Consider the following 23,145-nt stretch of genomic DNA (forward strand, 5'->3'; position numbering starts at 1 on the left):
GCGATCGCGGTATCTCTGGCGTGTCGCGGCGGGAGCTAGGACGCGTGAGCGGTCAGTAAGGTGCACTTCAGGCGCGAATAATGCACCTCACTGACCGCTCGCCCGCACCGCCCCTACCAGTGCCGGTGCTCGTGCGATCCCGACAGATCGGTGCGGTAGTCGGGCCAGGGCAGGTCGATCGGCGGCTCGAAGTCCGCAGGCAGGAGCGGCGGCACCGGATCGGCGGCCGTGCGCTCCGCGAATTCCCGTCGCGCCTCGGCGAGCACCTCCGGCTTCGTGAGCAAGTCGAGGAAGGTGCCGGCGACGGTCTTCCCGGCGGTCACGATCGTGGGGGCGATCGTCTCCGGGATCCCCCCGAGTGCGTTCATCACCCACGAAGGGTACGGTCCGGCGCCCGGAACGGGTTGCAGCGCGGGGCGCGACACGTAGAAGCGCACGAGCGGCGCATAGTGACTCATCTCGACGTAGTCGTCGCTCGTCCAGTTGCGCTGCCAAGCTGGCATGTGCTCGCGCAGCCCGCGTTCCGCCTCCTGGGGCGTGATGAGCTGCTCGGTCTCGGCGAGGAAGGGCCGTTCGCTCGGCTCCAGCCCGAGCGAACGCTGCACCTCCTGCGCCACAGCGACCGCTTCCGGTCCGTAGCTCGGCGCCCCCACCTCTGACAGGTTGTCGAAGAGCACCGTTGCCATCGCGTGATTCGTGCGGCCGGGTCGGCTGCGGGCGATCCAGCGCTCTTCGAGTTCGCAGTGCCCCATCGAGGCCGCTGCCGCAGCGTTGCGGTCGAGCACCTGCAGAATGTGCTCGGCCATCTCGATGTCGGGCGTGCGCCACGAGAACTGCACGCGAGCGACGCGCTGGGGCAGGTTGTCGGCGGTGGCCTGGCCATCGGTCAGGATCGCATCGGAGAAGCTCCATCCACCCGTCGCGGGCAGCATCGCGTCGAGCATGCTCCGCGATGCAGAGTACATCTGCATGAGCGACAGGTTCGCGCCGGGGGCGCGTGCGGCCGAGTGCGACGCCGGGATGGGCGAGTTCGGATCGGCGCTCGACAGCTGCCACTGCTCGGGGTGGTCGCAGATGAAGCTGTACACCTTGCTGTAGTACGCGCCGCACTGGGTGTCCCAGCGAGCCGTGTTGCACAGCGGCAGCATGTAGAAGGGGTGGAAGGAGACGATCGCGTCGGCGTCGTCGTAGTACCCGCGCAATCCGTGCACGACCTTCGACCCGTGCATCTTCTCCGCGGGCTCACCCGTGTAGTGCAGGGTGCCGGCGATATCGTGCTGACGCATCGCGTGCTGCGTCGCGAGCACTCCTGCGAGTGTCGAAATGCCGAGTACGGAGTGCGGGTCGGTGTGCCCTGGCGCGAACCGCGAGAGGCCGTCTCGCGGCGCCTCCGTCGTCGCAGCGGCCTGGCTGTTGCCCGGCACGGCGTCGTACTCGGCGTAGGTGAGGAGCGTCGGGCCGTCTCCGTTCGACCAGCGGGCGCTGAATGCGGTGGGCATGCCTGCCGAGCCGTCCTCCACGGTGAAGCCCTCGGCGCGGAGCCGTTCGACGTACCACTGCTGCGAGCGGTACTCGCGCCATGCGGGCTCCGCGAGCTCCCAGATATGGGTGTGCCACTCGGTGAGCTGCTGCAGGTGCTCATCGATCCAGGCCTGGGCGGTGCGCTTGGCCGCTGCGGTGAGTTCGGTCACGATCGCGGTGTCCTTTCTGCTGCGGCGAGCGCGCGCACTGCGTGCTCAGCCGGCCGGTTGACGGGTGAGTCGGGTACCCCGTTCTCGGCGAACGACGCCCCGTTCTGCGCTTGGATGCGGACATACTCGATCTCGGTGCGCGCCGAGAAGTACGCGATGTGCGGCGTGAGCACGACGTCGCGGCGCCCGACGAGCGGGTGCCCATCGCTCGGCGGCTCTTCCGAGAGCACGTCGAGCGCCGCTGCCGAGAGCTGCCCGGCGTCGAGCGCTGCGGCGAGCGCGGGTTCGTCGATGAGCGCGCCTCGCGACACGTTCACCAGTACCGCGCCCTGCGGCATCTCGCCGATGAACTCGGCGTCGACCATGCGCTCCGTCTCAGGTGTGAGCGGCAGGTGCAGCGAGAGCACGTGCGAGGATCGCCGCACCTCGTCGAGGTCGGTGCGCGTGACCCCGAGACGCTCCAGATCGGCACGCACCTCGGCGGTGTCCGGGAGCAACGGGTCGTACCCCAGCACACGCCCGAACAGCGGGCCCGCGAGCCTCGCGAGTTCGCGGCCGATCTTTCCGAGCCCCACGAGCCCCAGCGTCGTCTCGCTGAGACGTGCCGGCGCGACCGCGGCGCGAGAGTTCCAGTCGCGCGGAGTGGCGGAGTCGAGGTAGAAGGGCAGTTGGCGAACGGCGTGGAGCAGGATCGCCAGCGCGTGCGTCGCCACCTCCTCGGTCGCAGCGCCGGGAACGTTCGTCACCCACACGCCTCGCTCCGTCGCGGCGTCGATGTCGACGTAGTCGAAGCCCATCGACATGAGTGCGATCACCCGCAGGTTCGGCAGCGCCTCGATGATCTCGCGCGTGACGCTCGCGTACCCGGGCAGGAGCACCTCGGCGTCGCGCGCCCCCGCGATGATCTCCGCGGCATCGCGGGTGCCGAGCACTCGGACGGTGTAGCCCGCGGCTTCGAGCAGCTTCACCCCCGGCGTGATGTCGGAGTCGTCGGCGTCGGTGTAGACGGCGACGGGGCGCGCGCTCCGTGTGTTCGTCGTCATCGCTGCACCTCTTCCGCGTCGAGTGCGAAGGTCGCCTGATCGATGTGGATCAGTTGCAGACCGCCGCCCGCGACCGCAGCGTCGACGGCCGTCGCGAGCTCCGCGCCGTTCGTCGCACGGTGCCCGGCGCCGCCGAAGGCCGCGGCCACCGCCACCCAGTCGGGCTGCACGAGATCGACGCCGACCGGGGCGATGCCAGCGTCCGCTTCGTTCTGCTTGATCTCCGCGTACCCGCCGTTGTCGACGACGATGACCGTGACATCGAGGCGCTGCTCGATCACGGTGATGAACTCCTGCATCGAGAACATGAGCGCACCATCACCGGTCACCACGAATGCCGGCCGTTCCGGCGCAGCGATGCGCGCGCCGAGCGCCGCCGGCAGGCCGTACCCGAGCGTCGCGTAGGTCGCCATGTACGGCGTCGAGTTCGGCTCGGAGACGCGCAGCGTGTTCAGCAGCCCCCAGTAGGCGATCTGCGACGAGTCGGTGGCCACGATCGCCCGCTCGGGCAGCGCCTCGGCGATGCTCTCCGCAAGCCCCGTGTTCTCGGCCGAGAGGTCGGCGGATTCGGCGCGTACGAGCTCGCGCGTCTCCGCGACCGACGCCTCGGCCCGCTCGCGGCGGGCGATCGCGGCAGCCGCATCGGCTGGATGGGCTTCGAGCGCGGTGAGGATCGCGGCGAGCGCCTGCGAGGCGTCCGCGACGATGCCGACCTCGGCGCTCTGATTCTTCTCGATCTGAGAATCCAGCAGGTCGATGCGGATCACGGCGCCCTGCGCTTCGAGGCGGTCCACCCAGAGCTCGGCCTCGCCGAGCTTCGAACCGACGACGAGCAGCACGTCAGCCTGCTGCGCGCGTGAACGGGCCGCAGCGAGCCGCAGACTCGACCCGATCGCGAGCGGATGGTGCTCGTCGAGCACTCCCTTGGCGTTCAACGTCGTGACGACCGGTGCGGACAGCCGCTCGGCGAGGGCGCGCAGCTCTTCGGAGGCCCCTCGGGAGCCGCCACCCGCGAGGATCACCGGCTCACCTGCCTCGGCGAGCAGCCGCGCGGCAGCGGCGACGCGCTCCGCATCGGGAGCGTTCACCGGCGAGAAGGTGCGCGGCGCGAGGGCTGCGGCTGGGATATCGGCGACCTCTTCGAGCAGGTCGAGCGGGATCTCGATGTACACCGGCCGAGGTCGCTTCGTGGCGAAGAGCTCGAACGCGTCGTGCACCGCCGCGACGGCTTCATCCGCGGACTGCACGCGGCGACCCCACTCGACGATGGCGGAGGCGGCGGAGAGCTGATCCTTCGTCTCGTGGAGCGTGCCGACATCGGCGAACTCGGCGCCGCGCGCGGGCCCTGGCGACACGATGATCATCGGACGCGACTCGCAGTAGGCGGTGCCAGCGGCCGAGAGGGCGTTGAGCAGCCCGGGGCCGCTCGTCGTGATGACGACACCCGGCAACCCGGTCTGCAACGACCAGCCGTCAGCCGCGTAACCCGCGCCCTGCTCGTGGCGGGTCGTGACCGGGCGGATCCCGAGCGCGCTGAGCGGCCGGTAGAGCTCGAGGTTGTGCGTGCCGGGAATGCCGAAGACGGTGTCGACGCCGTAGCCGCGGAGAGTTTCGATGACCACCCAGCCGGTAGTGCGGCGGGTCTCGGTCGTGGTGACGCCGCTCATCAGCGCGCCTCGTCTGCCGCGAAGCGGCGGCTGCCGTCGACCCAGGTCTCGTGCACCGTGATCGCCGCGATGTCGCTCCCCGCGACCTCGAGCGGATCGGCTCCGAGTACGACGAAGTCAGCGCGCTTGCCGACGGTGATCGAGCCGAGCTCGCTCTCGCGGCCGAGCGTGATCGCTCCCTCGAGGGTGTGGCCGCGGAGGGCGGCCTCCGGGCTGATCCGCAGGGAATCCGGTCCGAGCTGTGCGCCACGACGCGTGATGCGCGTCACCGCGGCTTGGATCGCCTCGAGCGGACGCGGCTCGGCGACGGGCGCATCCGAAGAGATGGTGACGGGCACACCGGCGGCGACGAACTCGCCGAGCGGGTTGAAGCGCTCACCGGGCGTGCCGATGGCCTGTTCCACGCCCTCGCCCCAGTTGTAGTAGTGCTGGGTCTGGTTGACGGGGCGGATGCCGAACTCGGCCATGCGGGTGATCTCCTCCGGCGTCGGCAGGCCGCAGTGCTCGATGCGGTGCCTCGCGTCGGCGTCGGGGCGCTCGCCGAGCGCCTGCTCGATCGCGTCGACGACGAGCTTGATCGCGGTGGGCGACTGGGCGTGCGTCGCAGTCTGCAGACCGGCGGCGTGCGCCTTGCTCACGAGCTCCGTGTACTCGCGCGGCTCGTGGTAGAGCTGACCGGTGCGGCAGGGATCACCGACGTATCCTTCCGGGAAGTACGCCGTCCACCCGCCCAGCGTTCCGTCGGCGTAGAGCTTGATGCCCGTCACCGAGAGGAACGGGTTGCCGAACGGGCCGGTGAGCCCGAGGTCGAGCACCTGATCGAGCAGGTGCGAGAGAAAGTACATCGAGACGCGCATGTCGAGCGCACCGCGATCCGCGGCTTCGAGGTACGCAGCGAACTCGCGCTTCGACACCTGCGCATCGCCGATCGCCGTCACTCCCCCGCGCAAGAACTCGCGCTGCACCAGGTCGAGCTGGCGCTGGTGCTCCGCTGGCTCGTCGCCCAGGTGGAAGTTCGGCCCGTGATGCCCGATCTTCACGCCGTGCAGCCCGGTCAGCACGTTGCACGCGGCATCCGACAGCTCGCCCGTGAGCTCGCCATCGGCATCTCGGAAGAACTCGCCGCCCTCGGGGTTCGGAGTATCGCGGGTGATGCCGAACTTCTCGAAGGTGAACGTGTTCACGACACCGCCGTGACCGGAGGCGTTCATGATGTACACCTCGCGATCCGTCGCGATCTCGTCGAGCTCCTGACGGGTCGGGTGGCGGCGCTCCACGAGATTGCGCTGCTCGTACCCGTAGCCGCGGATGGGCGTTCCGGCAGGCAGCTTCTCGGCGCCCTCGCGCATGCGGGCGACGATCTCAGGGATCGATCCGGCCTGAGCCGGCGAGATGTCGATCCAGGTGAGCATCTGGCCGTACATGAGCGGGTGCGCGTGCGGGTCGATGAACCCCGGGACGATCGTGGCCTCGGGGTACTCCGCCCGCTCGGGCGTCAGCCCTGCGGCGACAGCCGCCGCCTCGACGTCGGCTGCGCTCCCCACGGCGAGAATTCGCCCGCCGGCGCTGAGGAACGCCTCGGCCTCCGGGGTTTCGGCGTCGACGGTGAGGATGCGCTTCGCGGTCACGATCGTGGGGATCGAGTCGCGGGCGTCGTAGGTGGCGAGCTGTCGCACGGTGCTGCTCCTTGAGTGAGGTGGTGGTTATTTCCGGGCTGCTGAGCGGCCGGAAGTGGAAACGGCGGTGGTATCGAGGCGCGCCTTGAGCGAGCCCGTCGCCGGAGCCGTGTCGGAGTGCTGCGGCGCGAACACCGTGCCGAGAATCGCGAGCAGTGCGAGCAGTCCGAAGAACGCGATGACCGACCAGAAATTGCCAGTCGCTACGAGCAGGCCGGTGGCGATCGCGGGCGACAGACCGCCCCAGACTGCGGCGCCGATGCCGTAGGAGAGCGACATCGACGTGTAGCGCGCCTGCGGCCGGAACATCTGAGCCATCAGTGTCGAGAGCGGAGCCCAGGCGCCGCTGAGCGTGAGTCGCAGCACCGAGACGAAGAGGTAGATCATCGCGACGTTGTGCGCGTCGATGAAGAGCACGAGCGGAATCACCGTGACGAGCGACAGTCCGGAGCCGAGGATCATGATCGTCTTCGCACCGATCTTGTCACCGAGCAGGGCGAGCGGCAGCGTGACGAGCGTCTCGACGAACGCGGCAACGGTCATCGCTCCGAGGATGATGTCGGCGTCCAGGCCGATCTCGGGGCTCGTGGCGTAGCTCTGCACGAATGTGGTCGCCAGCACGTATCCGCCCGAAGCCATCGCGATGATGCCGAAGCCGAGCAGCATCGGCCACCAGTTGTTCTTGAGTGCGAAGAGAATCGGCGTCGACTGCTCGTGTCCCTCGATCTTCGCCTCGAAGACCGGCGTCTCCTCGACGCGGTAGCGCACCCAGAAGCCGACGCCGATGAGCACGATGCTGAACAGGAACGGGATGCGCCAGCCCCAGGTGAGGAGCACGTCGTCGCCCATGAGGGCGAGGATCCAGAAGGCGCCGGTCGACATGAGCGCGCCGAGCGGGTTGCCGATCTGCGTGAAGCCGCCGTAGAAGGTCTTGAACTTCGGGGGTGCGCTCTCGACCGCCATGAGGCTCGCACCGCCCCATTCGCCGCCGACCGCGAGGCCCTGCGCGATGCGGAGCACGATGAGCAGGATCGGCCCCCAGATGCCGATCGTGTCGTATGTCGGCAGTGCGCCGACGAGCGTCGTCGCGATGCCCATGAGCAGCAGCGTGATCGTCAGCGCCGGTTTGCGGCCCAGCTTGTCGCCGATGTGGCCGAAGATGATGCCGCCGAGCGGGCGGGCGAAGTACGCGACCGCGTACGTGCCGAACGAGGCGAGCGTGCCGAGACCCCGATCGAGCTCCGGGAAGAACACGACGGGGAAGACGATCGCGGCAGCCGTGGCGTAGACGTAGAAGTCGTACCATTCGATCGTGGTGCCGACGGCTGCGGCGAATCCTGATTTGAGCGCTCGACGGTGAGTGTTCACCGGGGCGGTGGCGGTAGACATACGGAAGCTCCCTTGCTTGAGGACAGCGCGATGCGCGCAACTGGAACGACTGTAGGCCAGCCGACGCGCTCGTGCACGGAAAGCGTTCGTCGATGCCGGGTGTTTCACCGCCGATTTGCAGCCGCGAAACCTCGATATTCCGATTACGCTTGCAGAAGACCAAATTTTGCCGCGTTCTTGCGGGCCGCTCGACTCAGATCCGCGTATTTCGAGAAGCCCTGAAGCGACGCCCGCTCACACCCAGAGGAGACGTTGCCGTGCAGCCCATCACCCGTCGCACGAACGCGCCGCGCACGCCGCAAGGCGCGGCCGATCTCGACGAGTTCGACGCCGCCCTCATCCGCGCCCTCCAGGCCGACGGGCGCGCCAGCATTCACGATCTTGCGATCCAGCTCGGCGCGAGCCGCGACTTCGTCGCCCAGCGCATGCACTTGCTCACGCACGGCGGGGGCCTGCGCGTCGTCGCGGCACTCGACCCCGGGTTCGTGGGGCACCACGTGCTCGTGCACGCCAAGGTCGAGGTCGACGGCCCGATCGCCCCGATCGCGGAAGAAGTCATCCAGCTCCCTGACGCGGTCTTCGTCTCCATGACGAGCGGCCCGCTGCCGCTCGTTTTCGAGTCCCGGCACGGCGACGGCCACGAGCTGCTCGACGTGCTCGATCATGTCCGGCGCCTGCCCACGGTGCGGCGCGTGCTGGTCTCCACGTACGTCGAAGTGCTCAAGGGATTCTTCGTCTCGCACGGGCAGACCGACATCGTGCTCGATCGGATCGACTACGAGCTGATCGCCGTGCTGCAGCAGGACGGGCGCACCAGCTACCGAGCGCTCGCCGACACCGTGCACCTCTCCCCCTCGTCGACGCGGGCACGCGTGCAGCGGCTCATCGACGCCGGCGTCATCCGCATCGCGGCGATCAAGTCCGGGAGCTTCTCGCGCAACCGTCTCGCAATCGGCGTCGGCATCACCATTGACGGCCCTCCCGACCCCATCAGGGAGTTCGTCATGGAATCGCCGTACATCGATTTCGCGGTGCGCTGCCACGGAAGCTACGACTTCATCGCGACGCTCGTGTCAGCGTCTTCCTCGCAACTGCTTCCCGCCATGGACGCGATGCGTGGACTTCCGGGCGTCAGTGCGCTCGACTCGTGGACGCACTACGACATCGTCAAAGAGGACTACGCGCGAACGCTCGGCCGAGTGCTCGTCAGGGAGTGAGCGCGGAATCGGGCTGACGTGGCTCAGTAGCCGCCGAGCGCGCGCTGCACGCGGCTGAGCGAGATGTTCTCGTGCAGCATGACTCCGGAGCTCGTGCGCTGCTCGAAGTGGTAGCCCATCCGGCCCTGACGGAGCAGTCCGATCAGGTGCGGTTCGGCTGCGTTCCACATGATCCAGGTGGGAAGCCCCTCGGAGTTCTTGCCGAGGTAGGTGATTTCGATATTGCGCGACCCGATGCGCTGCACAACGGGCATCAGCTTATTCTTCGACAGGGCGACGCTGCCGGTATCCGCCTGCTCCATCTCACTCATAGCACGATCCTAGCGAATCAGGCGTGTCTCGGGCACCGAAACGGCCGATGAGGCGCGGATGTGTTGACCGATTCGTGCGTCGGGGGGATCAGCCGCCCGCAGAGCAGCTGAGCGGCCGATCCCGGCGCTGCATCCGCTCGGCTACGCGTGCGCGAAGAACGCGCCCGTGATCTTCGCGAGCCCGTGCAGGTCGTCGACGTGCGCGAGCTCACGTGCCGAGTGCATCGAGAGCAGGGGCACGCCGACGTCGACGGTGCGGATGCCGAGGCGGGTGGCGGTGATCGGGCCGATGGTCGAACCGCAGGGCACCGTGTTGTTCGAGACGAACTCCTGGGTCTCCACTTCAGCTGCTGTTCCGAGCCGGCTCCACAGCGCTGCGCCGTGAGCGTCGCTCGCGTACCGCTGGTTCGCATTGATCTTGAGCATGGGCCCGCGACCCGCGAGCGGTCTCACCCTGGGGTCGTGCTTCTCGGAGTAGTTCGGGTGCACCGAGTGGCCGGCGTCGGCCGACAGGCACCAGGAGGCCGCGAGCGCGCGAGCCGCGTCTTCTCCGGTCGCGTGCAGCCCGCCGCGAAGTCGCTGGAGCACGTCTGCGAGGAAGGGACCAGCGGCACCCGAGCGCGTGTTCGATCCGAGCTCCTCATGATCGAACGCCGCAACCATCGAGATGGTGCCGGGATGCGGCTCGGTCTCGATGAGCGCCGCGAGGCCGGCGTACGTGGAGCTCAGGTTGTCGAGGCGGGGCGATGCGAACAGTTCGGCATTCGCACCGATGCGCTGAGGCCCGTGCGTGTCGTACAGGCGCACGTCGACGCCCGCGAGGTCGTCGGGCGTCAGCGCGGCACGCGCAGCGGATCGGGCTGCAGCGCGACCGCGGCCCGATCCCGTGCGCCCGCCGCCGAGCTCCCGCACGAGCAGTGCGAGTATCGACACCTCTTCACCGGCCAAGCCGATGATGGGCTGGGTGTGCCGCTGCCGATCGAGGGTCAGATTCTTGTTGGCGTCGCGGTCGAGGTGGATCGCGAGCTGCGGGATGCGCGCGACGGCGCCCGTGCGGACCAGGTGCTCGGCCCCGTCGCGCGTGACGACGCGACCGGCGAACCCGAGATCGCGGTCCAGCCACGAGGTGAGCAGCGGGCCGCCGTAGATCTCGACGCCGACCTGCGCCCACCCGTCCGACTCGAAGTCGGGCCGCGGCTTCACCACGAACCCCGGCGAGTCGGTGTGGGCGCCGAGCACCCGCACGGGGCTGGTCGCGTCGACGTCGACTCCGGCCCGCCACGCGATCACGGCGCCGTCGCGGCGCACGAATCCTCGACCCGAGGCCTCGAGCGGTGCCCACGCGGCCGTCTCATCGTGCTCTGCGAATCCCGCCTTCGAGAGGGTCTCGCCGAGCGCCCCGGCCGCATGGTACGAACTCGGCGACGCCGATACGAAGTCGCCGAACGCTCCGATGTAGGCGTCGCGATTCTGCAGCAGTGAACGGGACACGGGTGTCAGGCTCCTTCGCCGGCGGCTGCCGAAGGGGTGAAGTTCGTGGCGTACTCGGCGAGCAGTCGTGCTCCGAAACCCGTTGACCCGACGGAGCGCCACAGGTCGTCGCTCTCCGACTGCATCGTTCCTGCGATGTCGAGGTGGCCCCAGGGAGTGCCATCGACGAACTCGTTCAAGAACAGCCCGGCGAGAATGACGCCGGCGTACTGCCCGCCGATGTTCGAGAGATCGGCCACATTCGATTTGAGCTGCTCGCGGTACCGGTGGTCCAGCGGGAAGCGCCAGATGTTCTCATCGGTCGCGTCGGCGGCGGCCTGGAGCTGCGCCGCCACGGCGTCGTCGTTCGCCAGCATGGCGGCGGTGCGCGTGCCGAGTGCGGCCATGGCGGCCCCGGTCAGCGTGGCGATGTCGACGATCGCGTCGGGGCGGCGCTCGTCGATCGTGCGATCCTCGGTCGCGAGCACGAGGCCGTCGGCCATCACCAGTCGCCCCTCGGCGTCGGTGTTCTTGACCTCCACCGTCTTGCCGCCACGGATCGTGAGCACGTCGCCGAGCTTCGTCGCACTGCCCGACGGCATGTTGTCGGTGCACATGAGCCAGCCCGTGACCGCCGTCTTCGCGCCGAGGTCGCGCAACGCGATCATCGACGAGAACACCGATCCGGCGCCCATCATGTCGAACTTCATGGCGGCGTGCATCGCGTTCGACGGCTTCAGGCTGATGCCGCCCGAGTCGTACATGATGCCCTTGCCGATGAGCGCGAGGTGGCCCTCCGGATCGGCCGGCCGATAGGAGATCTTGATCATGCGGGGCTCTTCCACGCTGCCGGCGTTGACGCCGAGCAGCCCACCCGCGCCGAGCTCGATGAGCTGCGCACGGTCGAAGATCTCGGTTTCGAGCCCGAACTCGGGCGCGAGCCGCTCGATGACCTCGGCGAACTTCTCCGCGCTGAGGTGACGCGGCGGGGTGTTCGCGAGATCCCTGGCGACGCTCGCCGACCGTGCGAGGATCAGCCCGCGGTTCACGCCGTCGCGCGCCGCTTCGGCATCGGAGTCGGAGACTGCGATTTCGAGCGAGGCGAGCGCGACCGTGTTCGGCTCGCCCTTGAGCGCGTCGTAGCGGTAGCGGGCCAGCATCGCGCCCTCGGTGGCGGCGAGTGCCGCGTCTGCGACTGAGAGCCCGTCGCCCTGGGATACGACATCGCGCAGGTCGACTGCGAGGTCGGCGACCTCTCGAGCCGCACGCGTGAATGCGGCAACGGCATCGCGCAGCTGCGCGGTCGAAGCGATGCCGTCGCCGGTTCCCACGAGCACCTGCAGATGCGCTCCCGGGAGCACGAGGGTCTGGTTCTTCGCGGCGGTGAAGCCTGCTGCGGCGAGCGCTTCGCGGTCGACCGACCCGAGGCCCTCGGGCAGATCGCCCTCGCTCGATACGAAGCGGGCGACGGCAGCAGCCGCGTCTCCTTCACCCCCTGTCACGACGCGTACCGAGGCCTGGGCGGCGAGGGAGGGGACGGGATCGAATGCAGGGTCAATCACAACGCTCATGGCGTCCAGACTAGCCCTGACCGCAGACATCGCTGCGCTCAATCCGCTGCGAGCGCAGCGACGGGCGAGAGCCGGATCGCGCGTCGTGCCGGCACTGCGGCCGCGCCCACCGCGAGCACTGCGCCGAAGACGACGACGCCGAGCAGCACGGGCCACGGAACCGTGGGAGGGGCGAGCCCGACCTGCGACCCGAGGAGTGACTGAGCGGCCACCCAGCCGTATCCGATACCGAGCACGAGGCCCAACCCGAGCGCCGCGATCGTCATCTGCGCGCTCTCCGCGATGATCATGCGCCGAACCTGCGCTCCCGTGAAGCCGAGCGTGCGCAGCAGCCCGAGCTCCCGCGTGCGCTGCAGCACCCCCAAGGAGAGCGTATTCACGAGGCCGACCGCCGCGATGACGGCCGAGAAGCCGACGAGTCCCGTGAAGATGCCCGTCGTGATGCTGAGCGTCTGGTCCAGTGCACGGGCCATGGCTGGATCGAGCTCGAACGCGAGCAGCGTCATCGATCGGTAGCTGTCGAGCGCCACAGCGAAGAGCGTTACGAGCGTGACCCCGATCACGAGCCCGATCGTCGAGCGCGCACTCCGTTCCGGGTAGCGCACCGCGTTCGCGGCAGCCAGCGCGCCGGTCGGCCCCCGCCCCACGATGCGACCGGCCAGACGCAGCACGGGAGGCATGATCAGGTGTGCGCCGAGCGCGATCCCCGTGAACGAGGCCAGGCCGCCGAGGAAGGCCACGAAGAGTCCGAGGGGGGTGAGGAACCCGAGCACAAGGCCGAGGGCGAGCAATGCGCAGCCCGAGACGATCAGGATTGACCGCCCACACCGACCGCCCGGAGCGACCGCGCGCCGCCTCGGGCCGGGGCTCCACGACCGCGCCGGTCGCGGCGATCGGAGAGACGGCTGCAACCCGACGCGATCCGACCCAGGCGGCCGCCCACGTCGTGAGCGCCACGACCGCGACGGCGATGAACGAGAGCGGATCGAAGAGCGGATACTCACGGCCCTCAGGCAGCCACCCCCATGCCGGTCCGAGCCTGGTGACTCCGAATGCGAGCGCCTCCGCGAGCCCCCAGCCGACGACGGCCCCGAGAGCTCCCATGATGAGGCCTTCGGCTGCGACGCGCGAGCGAACCTAGCGAGCCGTGGCGCCGACGAGCCGGAGGAGCGCAATGATGCGCGTGCGACCCGCGATCACCGTGGCGAAGGTGTTCGCGGTCACGATGGCGCCCACGTAGAGCGCGATGATGATGAAGATGACGCTCACCATCAGCATCACGAGCCGGAAGGTCCCCGATTCTGCGATCAGTGCCGGGTCGAGCGCCGCGGTGAGGATGCCGGTGCCGAGGATCAGGGTGACGGCGAAGAGGGTGCTGAGCGCCGCCACCACGATTGTCGCGACGTGCTCGCGCAGCTGTCCCGTCGCAGTCCCGACCGCGCTCATGCGCGCTCACCGAGGCCGGCTGCGGCCCCCCGTTCGAGCCCCAGCATCGTCTCGGAGATCTGCTCGGGTGACATGGCGCCGCGGTCGGCGACGATGCGGCCGTCGGCGAGGAAGAGGATCCGGTCGGCGTGGCTCGCCGCGATCGGATCGTGCGTCACCATTGCGATGCTCTGCCCGGACTGCTCGACAGCCGATCGCAGCAGACTGAGCACTTCCCGCCCGGTGCGCGTGTCGAGAGCGCCCGTCGGTTCATCCGCGAAGATGATGTCGGGCTGCGTGGCGAGAGCTCGAGCGATCGCGACGCGCTGCTGCTGACCGCCCGAGAGCTCGTGCGGTCGATGGGTGACGCGATCGGCGAGACCGAGGCTGTGGAGCAGCGCGTCGATGCGGGCGAGTTCCTCCCGACCCGGCTTCACTCCGTCGAGCTGGAACGGCAGGAGGATGTTGCCGCGAACGTCGAGGGTGGGCACGAGGTTGAAGGACTGGAACACGAAGCCGATCCTGCGCCGTCGCAGCCGGGTCAGTGCGGCATCGCCGAGCCCCGTGATCTCGTCGCTGCCGAGCCACACCCGCCCGCTCGTCGGGGTGTCGAGGCCGGCCATCACGTGCATGAGCGTCGACTTCCCCGACCCCGACGGGCCCATGATCGCCGTGAACTGCCCGCGCGCGATGCCGATCGAGACGTCGTCGAGCGCGTGCACCCGCTGCTCGCCATCGCCGTAGTACTTGCCCAGGTCGGCGACGAGCGCGACCATTTCTCTTCCGCCAGTTCTTGTCTGCATACTCCGAAGGTACGAGCGGGGCGCGCTCGTGCGGATCGTGCCGGAGTACGACATCGATGGGTCTACGGTGCCGTTCGCCGCCGGTACCAGCGGGCGTTCGAGAGCGAGGCGTCGCACGAACGGAAAGTGTATGCGCGGGAATATAGTTGGGAGCCCGGGGTTGTACCGGGCATGAAAGCATTCGGATTCCTCTCGTTCGGGCACTACGGCCCCGTTCCCGGTTCACGCGTCCGCACGGCGGGCGACATGCTGCGTCAGACCGTCGAACTCGCCGAGGGCGCTGATGAAATCGGCGTGAACGGCGCGTACGTTCGCGTGCACCACTTCGCCCGGCAAGCGGCCTCGCCGATCCCGCTCCTGACCGCGATGGCCGCCCGCACGAAGCGCATCGAAGTCGGCACGGGCGTCATCGACATGCGCTACGAGAACCCCCTCTACCTGGCCGAAGAACTCGCCGCGCTCGACCTGCTCGCCGATCAGCGCATCGCGATCGGCATCAGCCGCGGCTCCCCCGAGACCGCACTGCGCGGCTACGAAGCCTTCGGGTACGGCGGATCCGACGACCCGCGCGGCGCCGATCTCGCTCGAGAGAAGTTCGACACGCTCCTCCGCGCGATCGATGGCGAAGCCGTCGTCGACAGCGATCCGCAGATGGCTCCCCCGGGACGGCTCGCCATCGAGCCCCGGTCGCCCGGGTTGCGCGACCGCATCTGGTGGGGCGCAGGATCGCGCGATTCCGCCGAGCAGGCCGGCCGGCAGGGCGTGAACCTCATGAGTTCCACCCTCCTCACTGAAGCGACCGGTCAGCCGTTCCACGTCTTGCAGCGGGAGCAGATCGACCGCTACCGGGAGGCGTACCGCGAAGCGGGTCACACCGGCAGCCCGCGCGTCTCCGTCAGTCGCAGCGTCTTCCCGATCGTGTCGGCCGAAGACGAAGCGTACTTCGGGCTGCGCTCCCGCGAGAACATGGACCAGGTCGGCATCATCGACGGGTTCCGGTCGACGTTCGGCAAGACCTACGCCGACGCCCCCGACCGGCTCATCGAGCAGCTCAAGGCGGACGAGGCCGTCATGTCGGCAGACACGCTCATGCTGACGATCCCGAACCAGCTGGGGCCCGAGTACAACCTGCACGTGCTCCAGGCGTTCGCCGAGCACGTCGCGCCCGCGCTCGGGTGGAAGCCGAACACGGAGGGGCCGGTGCAGGGCGACGCGATGTGAGTGCGCCCGGTGCGGTTCCGCCCCTCAGAGCCCGAGAAACTTGTCGAGGTTCCGATCGCTCACGAACAGTGTGAGATAGTCACCGCTCATGGCGTAGTGGAGGGCGTGCGTGTCCGAGGTCAGAACGGCTTCCGGCATCCCCGCGCCCTCCATGGCGGGATTCTCCTCGACGTCCCACCCCTCTGACGCGAGCCCCTCCATCCACGTCTGCACCTCCGGCTGAATCACCGGAGATCCTGTGAGCGTCCACGTCGTGGACGCCGGCGTGAACCCGGTGCCGTCGCGGTAGCCCGACGACTCGCGGGCGTCGCACTCCTCGAACGTCGCCGCCTCAGGGTGCGGGAAATCGCTCCAGCTCTCACCAGGGGTGTTCTCCACGTGCACGGGAATCCCCGGCTTCGCAGTCTCCTGGAGATGGAAGCGGTAACCGCCGGCGTCGAGGGATTCCCACCCCACGATCTTGGTCGCATCCATTGCGCTGGGGTGATCCTGAATCTGCCCCTCGGCTTTCATGCCTCCGGTGTCGCTGTCTCGGATCGAATCCTGCCCGTGCCCCTGCCTCACATCCTCGGGAACGGCGAAAAGATCTTGGATGCTCTCGAGATACTCGCGCGTGCTCTGCTCCGTTGCGTCCGGACTGCTCACGAGGACCGCGAGCAGCGTTCCGTCGCAGGCGTAGTGATTCTCGATCTGGTCGAAACTCACGCCATCGCGAGTCGGGAGCGTCATGGTCGTCGGCCAGGGAATGTCACCCTGCGCATCTGCCAGACTGCCTGTCGTCGGCGCCGTCTCGGATGCGTCCGTCCCAGCCTCGGAGCCGGAGGGTGCTTCCGAAGATTCCAGGTGCGCCTCCGATTGCGGTTCCGCGTTCCCGGCGCATGCGGTGGCGCCGAGCAGCAGCAGCGCGGTGAGGGTGAGCGAGAAGGTGCGCGCGAACATGAAGGCCATGGGTTCGACCGTAGTTTCGTCTGGGCGCCTCTCGGGGCTGCTCGCTGTTCAGATTTGTGCGAAAACCGAGACGCGTGCCTTCCGACCGGGCGTTTCCCGCAGCGCCCCGAGCTGTTCGATGAGCGGCATGTGCTTCGCGGAGAGCCTCATTCGACTGCGGATCACTGCGAAGATCGCGAGGGCGATGAAACCCGTCAGCAGCTTGTCGAGGATCGACGTCGAGAGATTCGGGGTGAAGGTCGCCGCGATGAAGGGCATCCCCGCCTCCTGGAGCGATTCCGAGATTCGACCGATCGCCCCGTACGCGCCTCCTCGGATCGCCACGAGTATCGGTGTCGCGACGAGGCTGCACGCGGTCGCCGCCAGCAGGCTGAGAACGAAGAAGCCCAGAATGTCGTGCCCGAACCGGAAGCGGCGCACGCCATATCCCCAGACCAGGGCTCCGGTGACGTTGACGAGCGTGAAGGCCATGATGCCCGGCTCGAACATCGGCCCCGTGAGTCCGGTGGCGATCGCGACGGCGACGCCGTACCACGGCCCGAGGGCGATCGAAGCTACGGCGGTGCCCACCATGTCCAGATACACGGGAAGGTCGAGCGGCGCCGCGAGGAACCAGTGGCTGGCGTGGTTGCACACCACGAGCCCGAGGAGCAGCAGCAGCACGGGCAGCGCCGGGAGCCGGCGTGCTGACTGAGCATCCGATCCCGGACGGGGAGCACTGCCCGACGGCTCGGCGACGGATGCACGCTCGATCCTCCGAGCGTGCCGGGTGCGCTGCACCCACTGCACCGCTTCCTCTTCGCTCTGCCCGAGGGCGAGGACGATGTCTCGAAGCAGGGCCGGATCCATCCGGCTCCTCCCCGATTGGAAGGCGTTGTAGACCGTCGATCGAGCGGGAATGGCCGCTGCGGCGGAAACCCCTCTCCCGATGCGAAGGTCGGCGATCCGGCGCACGAGTTCCGCGAATGAAACCGGGCCGGCCGCTTCACGGAGCTCTCTGAGGTCTCGAGCGATCCTGTCGAAGCTCTCGGCCTCGCCGTTCTCAGCCTCGCCGTTCTCAGCCTCGCGACGGGGGAACGAGTCGGGGTTCGTCATCTTCCCTCTCCACTGTCGCAGCGCATATGGCTGCCGCGGCATATGGCTGAATCGAACGGCCTCATCATACTCTGAACGGGAGCCGCGACGGCTCCGGATGCGGATCTCATGAAGACTCACTGTCGCGGTAGCCTCTCACGCATGGGCAAGAAAGAGTGGGATCGAAAGCCGATGCCCCGCGACCGCTTCATCACCGTGAAGGCGCGCACGGGATTCTCGTATCACATCGCAGCGCCCGACCTCGGCCCGCTCACGCTCTGCGGGCTCAGCGTGGGCGAAGTACTCGACGACGGCATCGACTTCGCCGACTACGACCGCCGTTGCAAGCCGGAGCACATCGCCCCGCGCGGCTACTGCGCACCGTGCAACCGCGCCTACCTCATCGTGCACGGCGTCCACGAGCCGCGCTGGGACCGCTGGGATGCTGCGCGGAAACGCGATCGCGAGCGGCGCGGGTAGCTCATCGCGTTCGACCTCACACGCTCAGGCGCCCCGCAAGCTCTCCGACCCCGTCCCCCGACAGGTGCGGGAGGAACGCGCGCCGCCCCGCCATCACCATGACGAGCGAGAGGATCGGCCCGTGCACGGACGGCCCCTGCCCCGAGCGGAAGTCGGCGTCGCTCGCTTCGAGCGTCAGGCCGCGCACCATCTTCTTGCTGTTCACCGCGAAATCCCGAGTCGAGAAGAAGCGGGCGATCTCGAGCACGCTGCGCGGATCGGGATCGAGCGCCCGCCCGAGTGGGAACGCGATGTCCTGGCTGTGCACGACGACCTCCCCGAGAAAGGCCGCGTAGTCGCGCGTCGGGGTGATCCGGCTCGGCACAGCCGCACGAAAGCGGGCGAGCGTTCCCATCGCATCCGAGCCGCGGTAGCGCTCGATCATGCGGTCGTTGTGCTTCGCAGCGTCGAATCCGGCGCGCACGATGCTCAGCAGCCACGCTGCGGTTCCCGTACTCGCGGCCGCGGTGAGGTGGGCGACGACCTCCTCGACCGTCCACCCGTCGCAGAGGGATGTCGCCTGCCACTCGGCATCCGTGAACCCGCAGAGCACCTGCTCCAATCTGGATCGCTCGGCTCGCACGAGGTTCTCATACGCTTCGCGTTGCATATGCGCCTTTCAGAGGTTCTTCGGCCGCGCTCAGAAGGATCGCCGCAGCATATTCTGGCACGGCGCAGCCCGCAGCACGGCGCTCCGCCTGCCCGCGCCGGCGAGCCCAGCGCCGAAAGCGCGTTTCGGCACCTTCATTCCGCATAGCCGAGCACAACGTGCGCCCTCGCGAGCACGCGCCGCCGCCGCCCCGTCGCCGTCACGGATACCGCACACTGAAGCGCTCGCAGATCACCGGCATGTCGGGCTCGAAGCCGCGCTCGTTCTCGGAATAACGGCGCCAGTAGCGCTCGTGGGTGTCGCGCCAGTCGGCGAGCGTGCGATCCCCTTCCCCTTCGGAGCGGGCGTGCTCGGCGGTCACATCGCAGAACGGTACGGTCTCGATCCGCGTCGTCTCGAGCACTGCTCGCGGCGCCCCGGACCCGTCGAGGATGATGCTGAAGTCACCGACCGCCGGCACCGGATCGCCGCTCGCTTCATAGTCCCAGAGCGACGAGGCTGTGCCCGTCTTCGTTCCGGCGAGCACGAGTTCGAGCAGCTGGTCGGCGTGCTCCGGGATCGCCCCGAACGCCCAGACCTCTGGGAGATCCTCCGGCAAGGCGGGGTCCTCGGCGCGGCATTCCTCCCAGAACCGAACGACTGCAGCATCCACACTCATGCTGTGCAATCTATCTCGAACTGCCCGGTCCCGCGCGAATCACATCGCCAGGTAGGCCTCCCGCAGTTCGGGGTAGTACTGGTCGAATCCCGGGCGCTCGGTGCCCTCGGTGGACGCGACGAGCAGGTCGAGGTAGTACTCCCACCCTGGCCCGATCTCGCCGACCTCGTCGTCGGGGGTGAGGTGGTGCACAAAGGTCAGCAAGCAGTCGTCTCCGTCGGCCTCGAGGTGCAGCTCGAGCCGCCACGCACCGACCTCCTCATCGGACAGGAGCGCGAGAAAGCGCGGAGCCTCGCACGCGAGCACCTTCATCGTGATCTCGGGCTCGTGATCTTCGAACCGCATGCGCACGCGCACCGTGCCGCCGACCCGACGATCACCCTCCCACGGACCGAACCAGGTCTCCGTCAGCTCGGATTCGGTGAGGTGGGCCCAAGCCTCGGTGTCGCTGAGCGACAGCGAACGCACCAGGATCAGGTCTCGTCCGCGTTCGGTTGCGACGACGCGTCCGCTTGCTTCGGTCATGTCGGCCTCCAGGCTCATCGTGCGCGGAATCGAGCATCCCGCATGCACAGCCTAAGCGGCGGCGGCACCCGCCGAGAAAGTTCGCCCCATCGAACTCCCGACACACCCTGTTTCGAGGTCTGATCCGGGCTTCTCCCGATCGCCGGAAACTTGCTACGGTTGCTGCTCGTGCGCCACCGCGCACCGCAACACTGGGAGCACACATGAGCGATTACAACATCGCGAACCCGCACGATTACGACCACCGTCACGCAGACATCGGCGCGGGTTGGCTGCGAGCGAGCGTCTTCGGAGCCATGGACGGCCTCGTGTCGAACCTGGGCCTCATCGCGGGCATCGCCGCGGCGGGCGCCGCACCCGGGATCGTCGCGATCACCGGCATCTCGGGCCTGATCGCCGGCGCGGTCTCGATGGCCCTCGGCGAGTACACCTCGGTGCGCACCGCCAACGAGCAGCTCGACGCCGAGGTACGGATCGAACGAGAAGCGCACCTGCGCAACCCCGAGGGGGAGATGGCCGAGCTCACGGCGCTGCTCGAGAACCTGGGCGTCGAGCCGAGGATCGCGGAGACCGCTGCGGAGCAGGTCCACGCGAACGCCGATCAGGCCGTGCGCGTGCATCTGCTCTCCGAGCTGGGCGTCAGCCCGGAGGAGCAGCCGTCGCCGTGGGTCGCGGCGTTCTCGTCACTGGTGGCGTTCGGCGTGGGGGCGCTGATCCCGATCCTCCCGTTCATCTTCGGGTTCGGCACGCTCGGGTTCGGACTCGCCTTCGGCGGCGTCGGATTGCTCATCGCAGGCGGACTCGCGGCTCGCTTCACGAAGCGCAACTGGCTGATGGGCGCTGCCCGCCAGCTGCTCTTCGGCGGCATCGCCGTCGCCGCGACCTACACGATCGGCTCGTTGCTCGGCGTCTCGGTCGCCTAGCGAGGCACGGCGAACAGTCTCGCACTCACGCTCGAGCGCGTAGGCTTGAGGCATGCCCAGCGCCGAATTCGTCGAAGCGGTGCTCGACGTCGTCGCGCGCATCCCGCCCGGTCGTGTCATGACGTACGGCGATGTCGGGATCGCGGTCGGTTCCGAAGCGCCGCGCGCCGTCGGCCGAGTCATGGCGCTCTACGGCCACGGATCGCCCTGGTGGCGCGTCGTGCCCGCGAGCGGCAACCCGCCGCAGGGTCACGCGGTGCTCGCGCTCCCGCACTATGTCGACGAGGGCACCCCGATCCGCGTGACCGGAGCGCCGCGCGCCGGTACCGCAGCGGCTGCGGCGAGCGCGGAGGTCGCGCACCGCGCCGCACGCTCCGGGGAGTACCGGATCGCGTTATCGGCGGCTCGCCTCCCCTATACGCACGAGATCTACGGAGAGGTGGCGCTGTGAGCGACACGACCGCGAACGAATCCGATTCACCGACCGGCGCCGAATCCGCTCCGAGGCCGCTCCGCCTCGGATTCGCCCGCGGCATCGCCCCGAGCAAGTGGGCGCGGCGCTGGAAGGCGGCGACGCCCGGACGCAAGCTCGAACTCGTGCCGCTGGAGGTCGCGTTCGGCTCGCCGCTCGCAGCGCGCAACCAGGAGACGGCCTCCTCGGCCGCCGCGTGCGACGTGCTCATCGAGCGCACCGCGCCCGACGGCAGACCGGCGGACTCCGAGGGCGATGAGAGCCCTCGTCGCGCCATCCGGCTCTACGCAGAGTCGCTGGCACTCGTCGTGCCCGCCGACCACGAGCTCGCGGAGCAGGAATCGGTCAGTCTTGCCGAGATCGCGTTCGTCACACTGCTCGATCACCCCGACCATTTCCCGGCATGGCCTGCGCCGCAGCCGTGGGGGGATCCTGAATGGATGCCGAGGGGCCCGCGCGCTGCGCTCTCCCTCGTCGCCGCCGGCGCCGGCGCCGTGCTCCTGCCCGTGCCGCTCGCACGGCACCTGATCAACAAGCGCGAGCACACGGTGCTCCCGGTCCGCCCGGAGCCGGGTGAGCGGCCGCTCGACGGTCCCGTCGTCTGGGCGGTGTGGAACGTGGACCGGGACGACGCGACGGTGCAGCACCTCGCGGGCATCCTGCGCGGCCGCACGGCCAACAGCTCGCGGGAGTCGGCCCAGGAAGAGGCGAAGAGCACCGCCAGAGCCCCCCGAGTGCACGCACAGCCGAAGAAGCAGGCACCCAAGCTCAAGCCGAACTCCCGCGGCGCGCAGTTGCAGGCAGCGAAGGAGAAGGCGGAGCGCAAGAAGGCAGAGGCTCGGCAGGCCAAGCGGCGCAAGCGCCGCTGATCCGGCGTTCGCTACAGGTCAGCCGCGCTGACGTCGAAGGTGCCGCAGGCCGTCGGCCCCTGCTCGTAACCCGTCATGAACCAGCGCTGCCGCTGCTCCGAGGTGCCGTGGCTGAACCGCTCGGGGTTCACCTCGACGCCTGCGGCCTCCATGATGTGGTCGTCCCCCACCGCAGCGGCGGCGCTCATCGCGTCGTCGATCTGCTGCTGCGTCACCGGCTTGAGGTAGGTGACGCCCTGATCATCGGTGACGGTCGACGCGGCCTGCACCCAGGCCCCCGCGAAGCAATCGGCCTGCAGTTCGAGGCGCACCGAACCAGACGTTGGGCCCGTCTCACGGCCGGCGCCCTGCAGCGAACCGATGAGGTTCGAGACGTGGTGCCCCCACTCATGCGCCAGCACGTACATCTGCGCGAGCGACCCCTCTGACGCTCCGTATTCGTTCGAGAGGGTGTCGAAGAAGGCGACGTCGATGTAGATGGTCTCGTCCGCCGGGCAGTAGAAGGGCCCCGTCGATGCTGAGGCGGCCCCGCACTCGGATTGCGTCTGCCCGTCGAACAGGATCACCGGTCCTGGCGACCGATAGTTGCCGACCTCATTCGCCCAGTAGCGATCGAGAGAGTCCGCCGTGGCATTCATGCGGCACTCGTCATCGGAATTCGCGTCGACGCCGCTCTTGCAGGCGTCGAGCACGGCTTCCGACTGCTCGGAGGTGGTGCCGGCTCCGATCGCCTGCTGCACCGCCGGGGCGAACGGCGTGAGATCGAACCCGAGCAGCTGCGAGCCGAGCGCGAGCAGGAGCGCGATGCCGATTCCGCCACCCGCCACCATGCCACCGGTGCGCGCACCGCTGCGCTTTCTCACCTTGCTGTTGTCGATGCGCACGTTTTCGTTGAACGTCAAGGCTGCTCCTGGAGATGCGAGGGACTGTTCCCGAGCGCGTTTCGCGCGAGAGTACCGATCGTGGTGTGTAGCCGATACTAGTGAGGATTCGGGCGAGCTGTATCCCCCTGGTGCAGGAGCGAGCGCCGCACCGCCTCCTCGCTTACTCGAACGGACGCGAC

At 68.7% G+C, this 23,145-nt stretch carries 23 protein-coding genes; 6 read left to right on the forward strand and 17 right to left on the reverse strand.

Annotation, left to right across the window (positions count from 1 at the left end):
* Positions 1-113: 113 nt before the first annotated feature.
* From ABFX18_RS12080 to ABFX18_RS12100, 5 genes are read right to left on the reverse strand one after another with little or no spacing between them, the layout of a single operon-like run.
* Positions 114-1,691 carry a zinc-binding metallopeptidase family protein gene (locus ABFX18_RS12080; protein WP_339970874.1) on the reverse strand — a complete coding sequence of 526 codons (1,578 nt, stop codon included), beginning with the start codon at positions 1,689-1,691 and terminating at the stop codon, positions 114-116.
* Entirely contained in the window at positions 1,688-2,734 is a 1,047-nt protein-coding gene (locus ABFX18_RS12085) for a C-terminal binding protein (RefSeq protein WP_339970873.1), read from the reverse strand. Before ABFX18_RS12085 ends, ABFX18_RS12080 begins: the two co-directional genes overlap by 4 nt.
* On the reverse strand, positions 2,731-4,401 hold the full coding sequence (locus tag ABFX18_RS12090; RefSeq protein ID WP_346058445.1) for a thiamine pyrophosphate-dependent enzyme: 1,671 nt from the start codon (positions 4,399-4,401) through the stop codon (positions 2,731-2,733). Before ABFX18_RS12090 ends, ABFX18_RS12085 begins: the two co-directional genes overlap by 4 nt.
* Entirely contained in the window at positions 4,401-6,077 is a 1,677-nt protein-coding gene (locus tag ABFX18_RS12095) for an amidohydrolase (RefSeq protein ID WP_346058446.1), read from the reverse strand. Before ABFX18_RS12095 ends, ABFX18_RS12090 begins: the two co-directional genes overlap by 1 nt.
* A 27-nt stretch (positions 6,078-6,104) precedes the next feature.
* Positions 6,105-7,466: an MFS transporter gene (locus ABFX18_RS12100; protein ID WP_200329878.1), complete on the reverse strand. Its 1,362-nt coding sequence runs from the start codon at positions 7,464-7,466 to the stop codon at positions 6,105-6,107.
* A gap of 257 nt (positions 7,467-7,723) precedes the next feature.
* On the opposite strand from ABFX18_RS12100, the gene ABFX18_RS12105 reads away from it, so the two are divergent.
* Positions 7,724-8,683: an AsnC family transcriptional regulator gene (locus ABFX18_RS12105; RefSeq protein WP_090147004.1), complete on the forward strand. Its 960-nt coding sequence runs from the start codon at positions 7,724-7,726 to the stop codon at positions 8,681-8,683.
* 23 nt (positions 8,684-8,706) lie between these two features.
* Here the strand turns inward: ABFX18_RS12105 and ABFX18_RS12110 are convergent, their stop codons facing one another.
* The 6 genes from ABFX18_RS12110 to ABFX18_RS12135 all read right to left on the reverse strand — a co-directional run bounded on the left by ABFX18_RS12110 (position 8,707) and on the right by ABFX18_RS12135 (position 14,263).
* Positions 8,707-8,994, reverse strand: a complete 288-nt coding sequence (locus tag ABFX18_RS12110; RefSeq protein ID WP_090147002.1) for a hypothetical protein — start codon at positions 8,992-8,994, stop codon at positions 8,707-8,709.
* Between the two features lie 141 nt (positions 8,995-9,135).
* The gene (locus tag ABFX18_RS12115; RefSeq protein WP_346058447.1) at positions 9,136-10,485 is read right to left on the reverse strand and encodes a M18 family aminopeptidase; all 1,350 of its coding nucleotides are present in this window, start codon (positions 10,483-10,485) and stop codon (positions 9,136-9,138) included.
* A 5-nt stretch (positions 10,486-10,490) separates the two neighbouring features.
* Positions 10,491-12,035 carry a leucyl aminopeptidase family protein gene (locus ABFX18_RS12120; protein ID WP_200329880.1) on the reverse strand — a complete coding sequence of 515 codons (1,545 nt, stop codon included), beginning with the start codon at positions 12,033-12,035 and terminating at the stop codon, positions 10,491-10,493.
* Between the two features lie 38 nt (positions 12,036-12,073).
* Positions 12,074-12,826, reverse strand: coding sequence for an ABC transporter permease (locus ABFX18_RS12125; RefSeq protein WP_346058448.1), 753 nt, complete (start codon positions 12,824-12,826; stop codon positions 12,074-12,076).
* A gap of 346 nt (positions 12,827-13,172) precedes the next feature.
* Positions 13,173-13,481: a hypothetical protein gene (locus ABFX18_RS12130; RefSeq protein ID WP_346058449.1), complete on the reverse strand. Its 309-nt coding sequence runs from the start codon at positions 13,479-13,481 to the stop codon at positions 13,173-13,175.
* Entirely contained in the window at positions 13,478-14,263 is a 786-nt protein-coding gene (locus tag ABFX18_RS12135) for an ABC transporter ATP-binding protein (RefSeq protein WP_336661311.1), read from the reverse strand. Before ABFX18_RS12135 ends, ABFX18_RS12130 begins: the two co-directional genes overlap by 4 nt.
* 171 nt (positions 14,264-14,434) lie before the next feature.
* Between ABFX18_RS12135 and ABFX18_RS12140 the strand changes: the two genes are divergently transcribed.
* Entirely contained in the window at positions 14,435-15,484 is a 1,050-nt protein-coding gene (locus ABFX18_RS12140) for an LLM class flavin-dependent oxidoreductase (RefSeq protein ID WP_346058450.1), read from the forward strand.
* A 24-nt stretch (positions 15,485-15,508) separates the two neighbouring features.
* On the opposite strand, the gene ABFX18_RS12145 is transcribed toward ABFX18_RS12140, so the two are convergent.
* Both ABFX18_RS12145 and ABFX18_RS12150 read right to left on the reverse strand, forming a co-directional pair.
* Positions 15,509-16,432, reverse strand: a complete 924-nt coding sequence (locus ABFX18_RS12145) for a hypothetical protein (RefSeq protein ID WP_346058451.1) — start codon at positions 16,430-16,432, stop codon at positions 15,509-15,511.
* Between the two features lie 48 nt (positions 16,433-16,480).
* Positions 16,481-17,527 (reverse strand): hypothetical protein, encoded by a 1,047-nt coding sequence (locus ABFX18_RS12150; RefSeq protein WP_346058452.1) that lies wholly within the window; start codon positions 17,525-17,527, stop codon positions 16,481-16,483.
* 141 nt (positions 17,528-17,668) lie between these two features.
* Between ABFX18_RS12150 and ABFX18_RS12155 the strand changes: the two genes are divergently transcribed.
* Positions 17,669-17,986, forward strand: a complete 318-nt coding sequence (locus ABFX18_RS12155; protein WP_090146996.1) for a hypothetical protein — start codon at positions 17,669-17,671, stop codon at positions 17,984-17,986.
* A 16-nt stretch (positions 17,987-18,002) separates the two neighbouring features.
* Here ABFX18_RS12155 and ABFX18_RS12160 read toward each other — a convergent pair whose 3' ends face one another.
* From ABFX18_RS12160 to ABFX18_RS12170, 3 genes are all read right to left on the reverse strand, one after another.
* Positions 18,003-18,635, reverse strand: a complete 633-nt coding sequence (locus ABFX18_RS12160; RefSeq protein WP_346058453.1) for a maleylpyruvate isomerase family mycothiol-dependent enzyme — start codon at positions 18,633-18,635, stop codon at positions 18,003-18,005.
* A gap of 199 nt (positions 18,636-18,834) precedes the next feature.
* Positions 18,835-19,293 carry an ASCH domain-containing protein gene (locus ABFX18_RS12165; protein WP_346058454.1) on the reverse strand — a complete coding sequence of 153 codons (459 nt, stop codon included), beginning with the start codon at positions 19,291-19,293 and terminating at the stop codon, positions 18,835-18,837.
* Positions 19,294-19,332: 39 nt separating this feature from the next.
* The gene (locus tag ABFX18_RS12170; RefSeq protein ID WP_090147460.1) at positions 19,333-19,818 is read right to left on the reverse strand and encodes an SRPBCC family protein; all 486 of its coding nucleotides are present in this window, start codon (positions 19,816-19,818) and stop codon (positions 19,333-19,335) included.
* A 203-nt stretch (positions 19,819-20,021) separates the two neighbouring features.
* Here ABFX18_RS12170 and ABFX18_RS12175 point away from each other — a divergent pair, with 203 nt between their 5' ends.
* The 3 genes from ABFX18_RS12175 to ABFX18_RS12185 are packed head-to-tail and all read left to right on the forward strand — an operon-like array spanning position 20,022 to position 22,082.
* Entirely contained in the window at positions 20,022-20,741 is a 720-nt protein-coding gene (locus ABFX18_RS12175) for a VIT1/CCC1 transporter family protein (protein WP_200329897.1), read from the forward strand.
* A 52-nt stretch (positions 20,742-20,793) separates the two neighbouring features.
* A complete protein-coding gene (locus tag ABFX18_RS12180; RefSeq protein ID WP_211650219.1) occupies positions 20,794-21,192 on the forward strand; it encodes an MGMT family protein in 399 nt (132 codons plus the stop codon).
* Positions 21,189-22,082, forward strand: a complete 894-nt coding sequence (locus ABFX18_RS12185) for a LysR substrate-binding domain-containing protein (protein ID WP_346058455.1) — start codon at positions 21,189-21,191, stop codon at positions 22,080-22,082. Before ABFX18_RS12180 ends, ABFX18_RS12185 begins: the two co-directional genes overlap by 4 nt.
* 11 nt (positions 22,083-22,093) lie before the next feature.
* Here the strand turns inward: ABFX18_RS12185 and ypfJ are convergent, their stop codons facing one another.
* The gene (gene ypfJ / locus ABFX18_RS12190) at positions 22,094-22,984 is read right to left on the reverse strand and encodes a KPN_02809 family neutral zinc metallopeptidase (RefSeq protein ID WP_346058456.1); all 891 of its coding nucleotides are present in this window, start codon (positions 22,982-22,984) and stop codon (positions 22,094-22,096) included.
* Between the last annotated feature and the right edge of the window lie 161 nt (positions 22,985-23,145).

It is taken from the genome of Leucobacter alluvii (genome assembly GCF_039530485.1).
Taxonomy (GTDB): Bacteria; Actinomycetota; Actinomycetes; order Actinomycetales; family Microbacteriaceae; genus Leucobacter; species Leucobacter alluvii.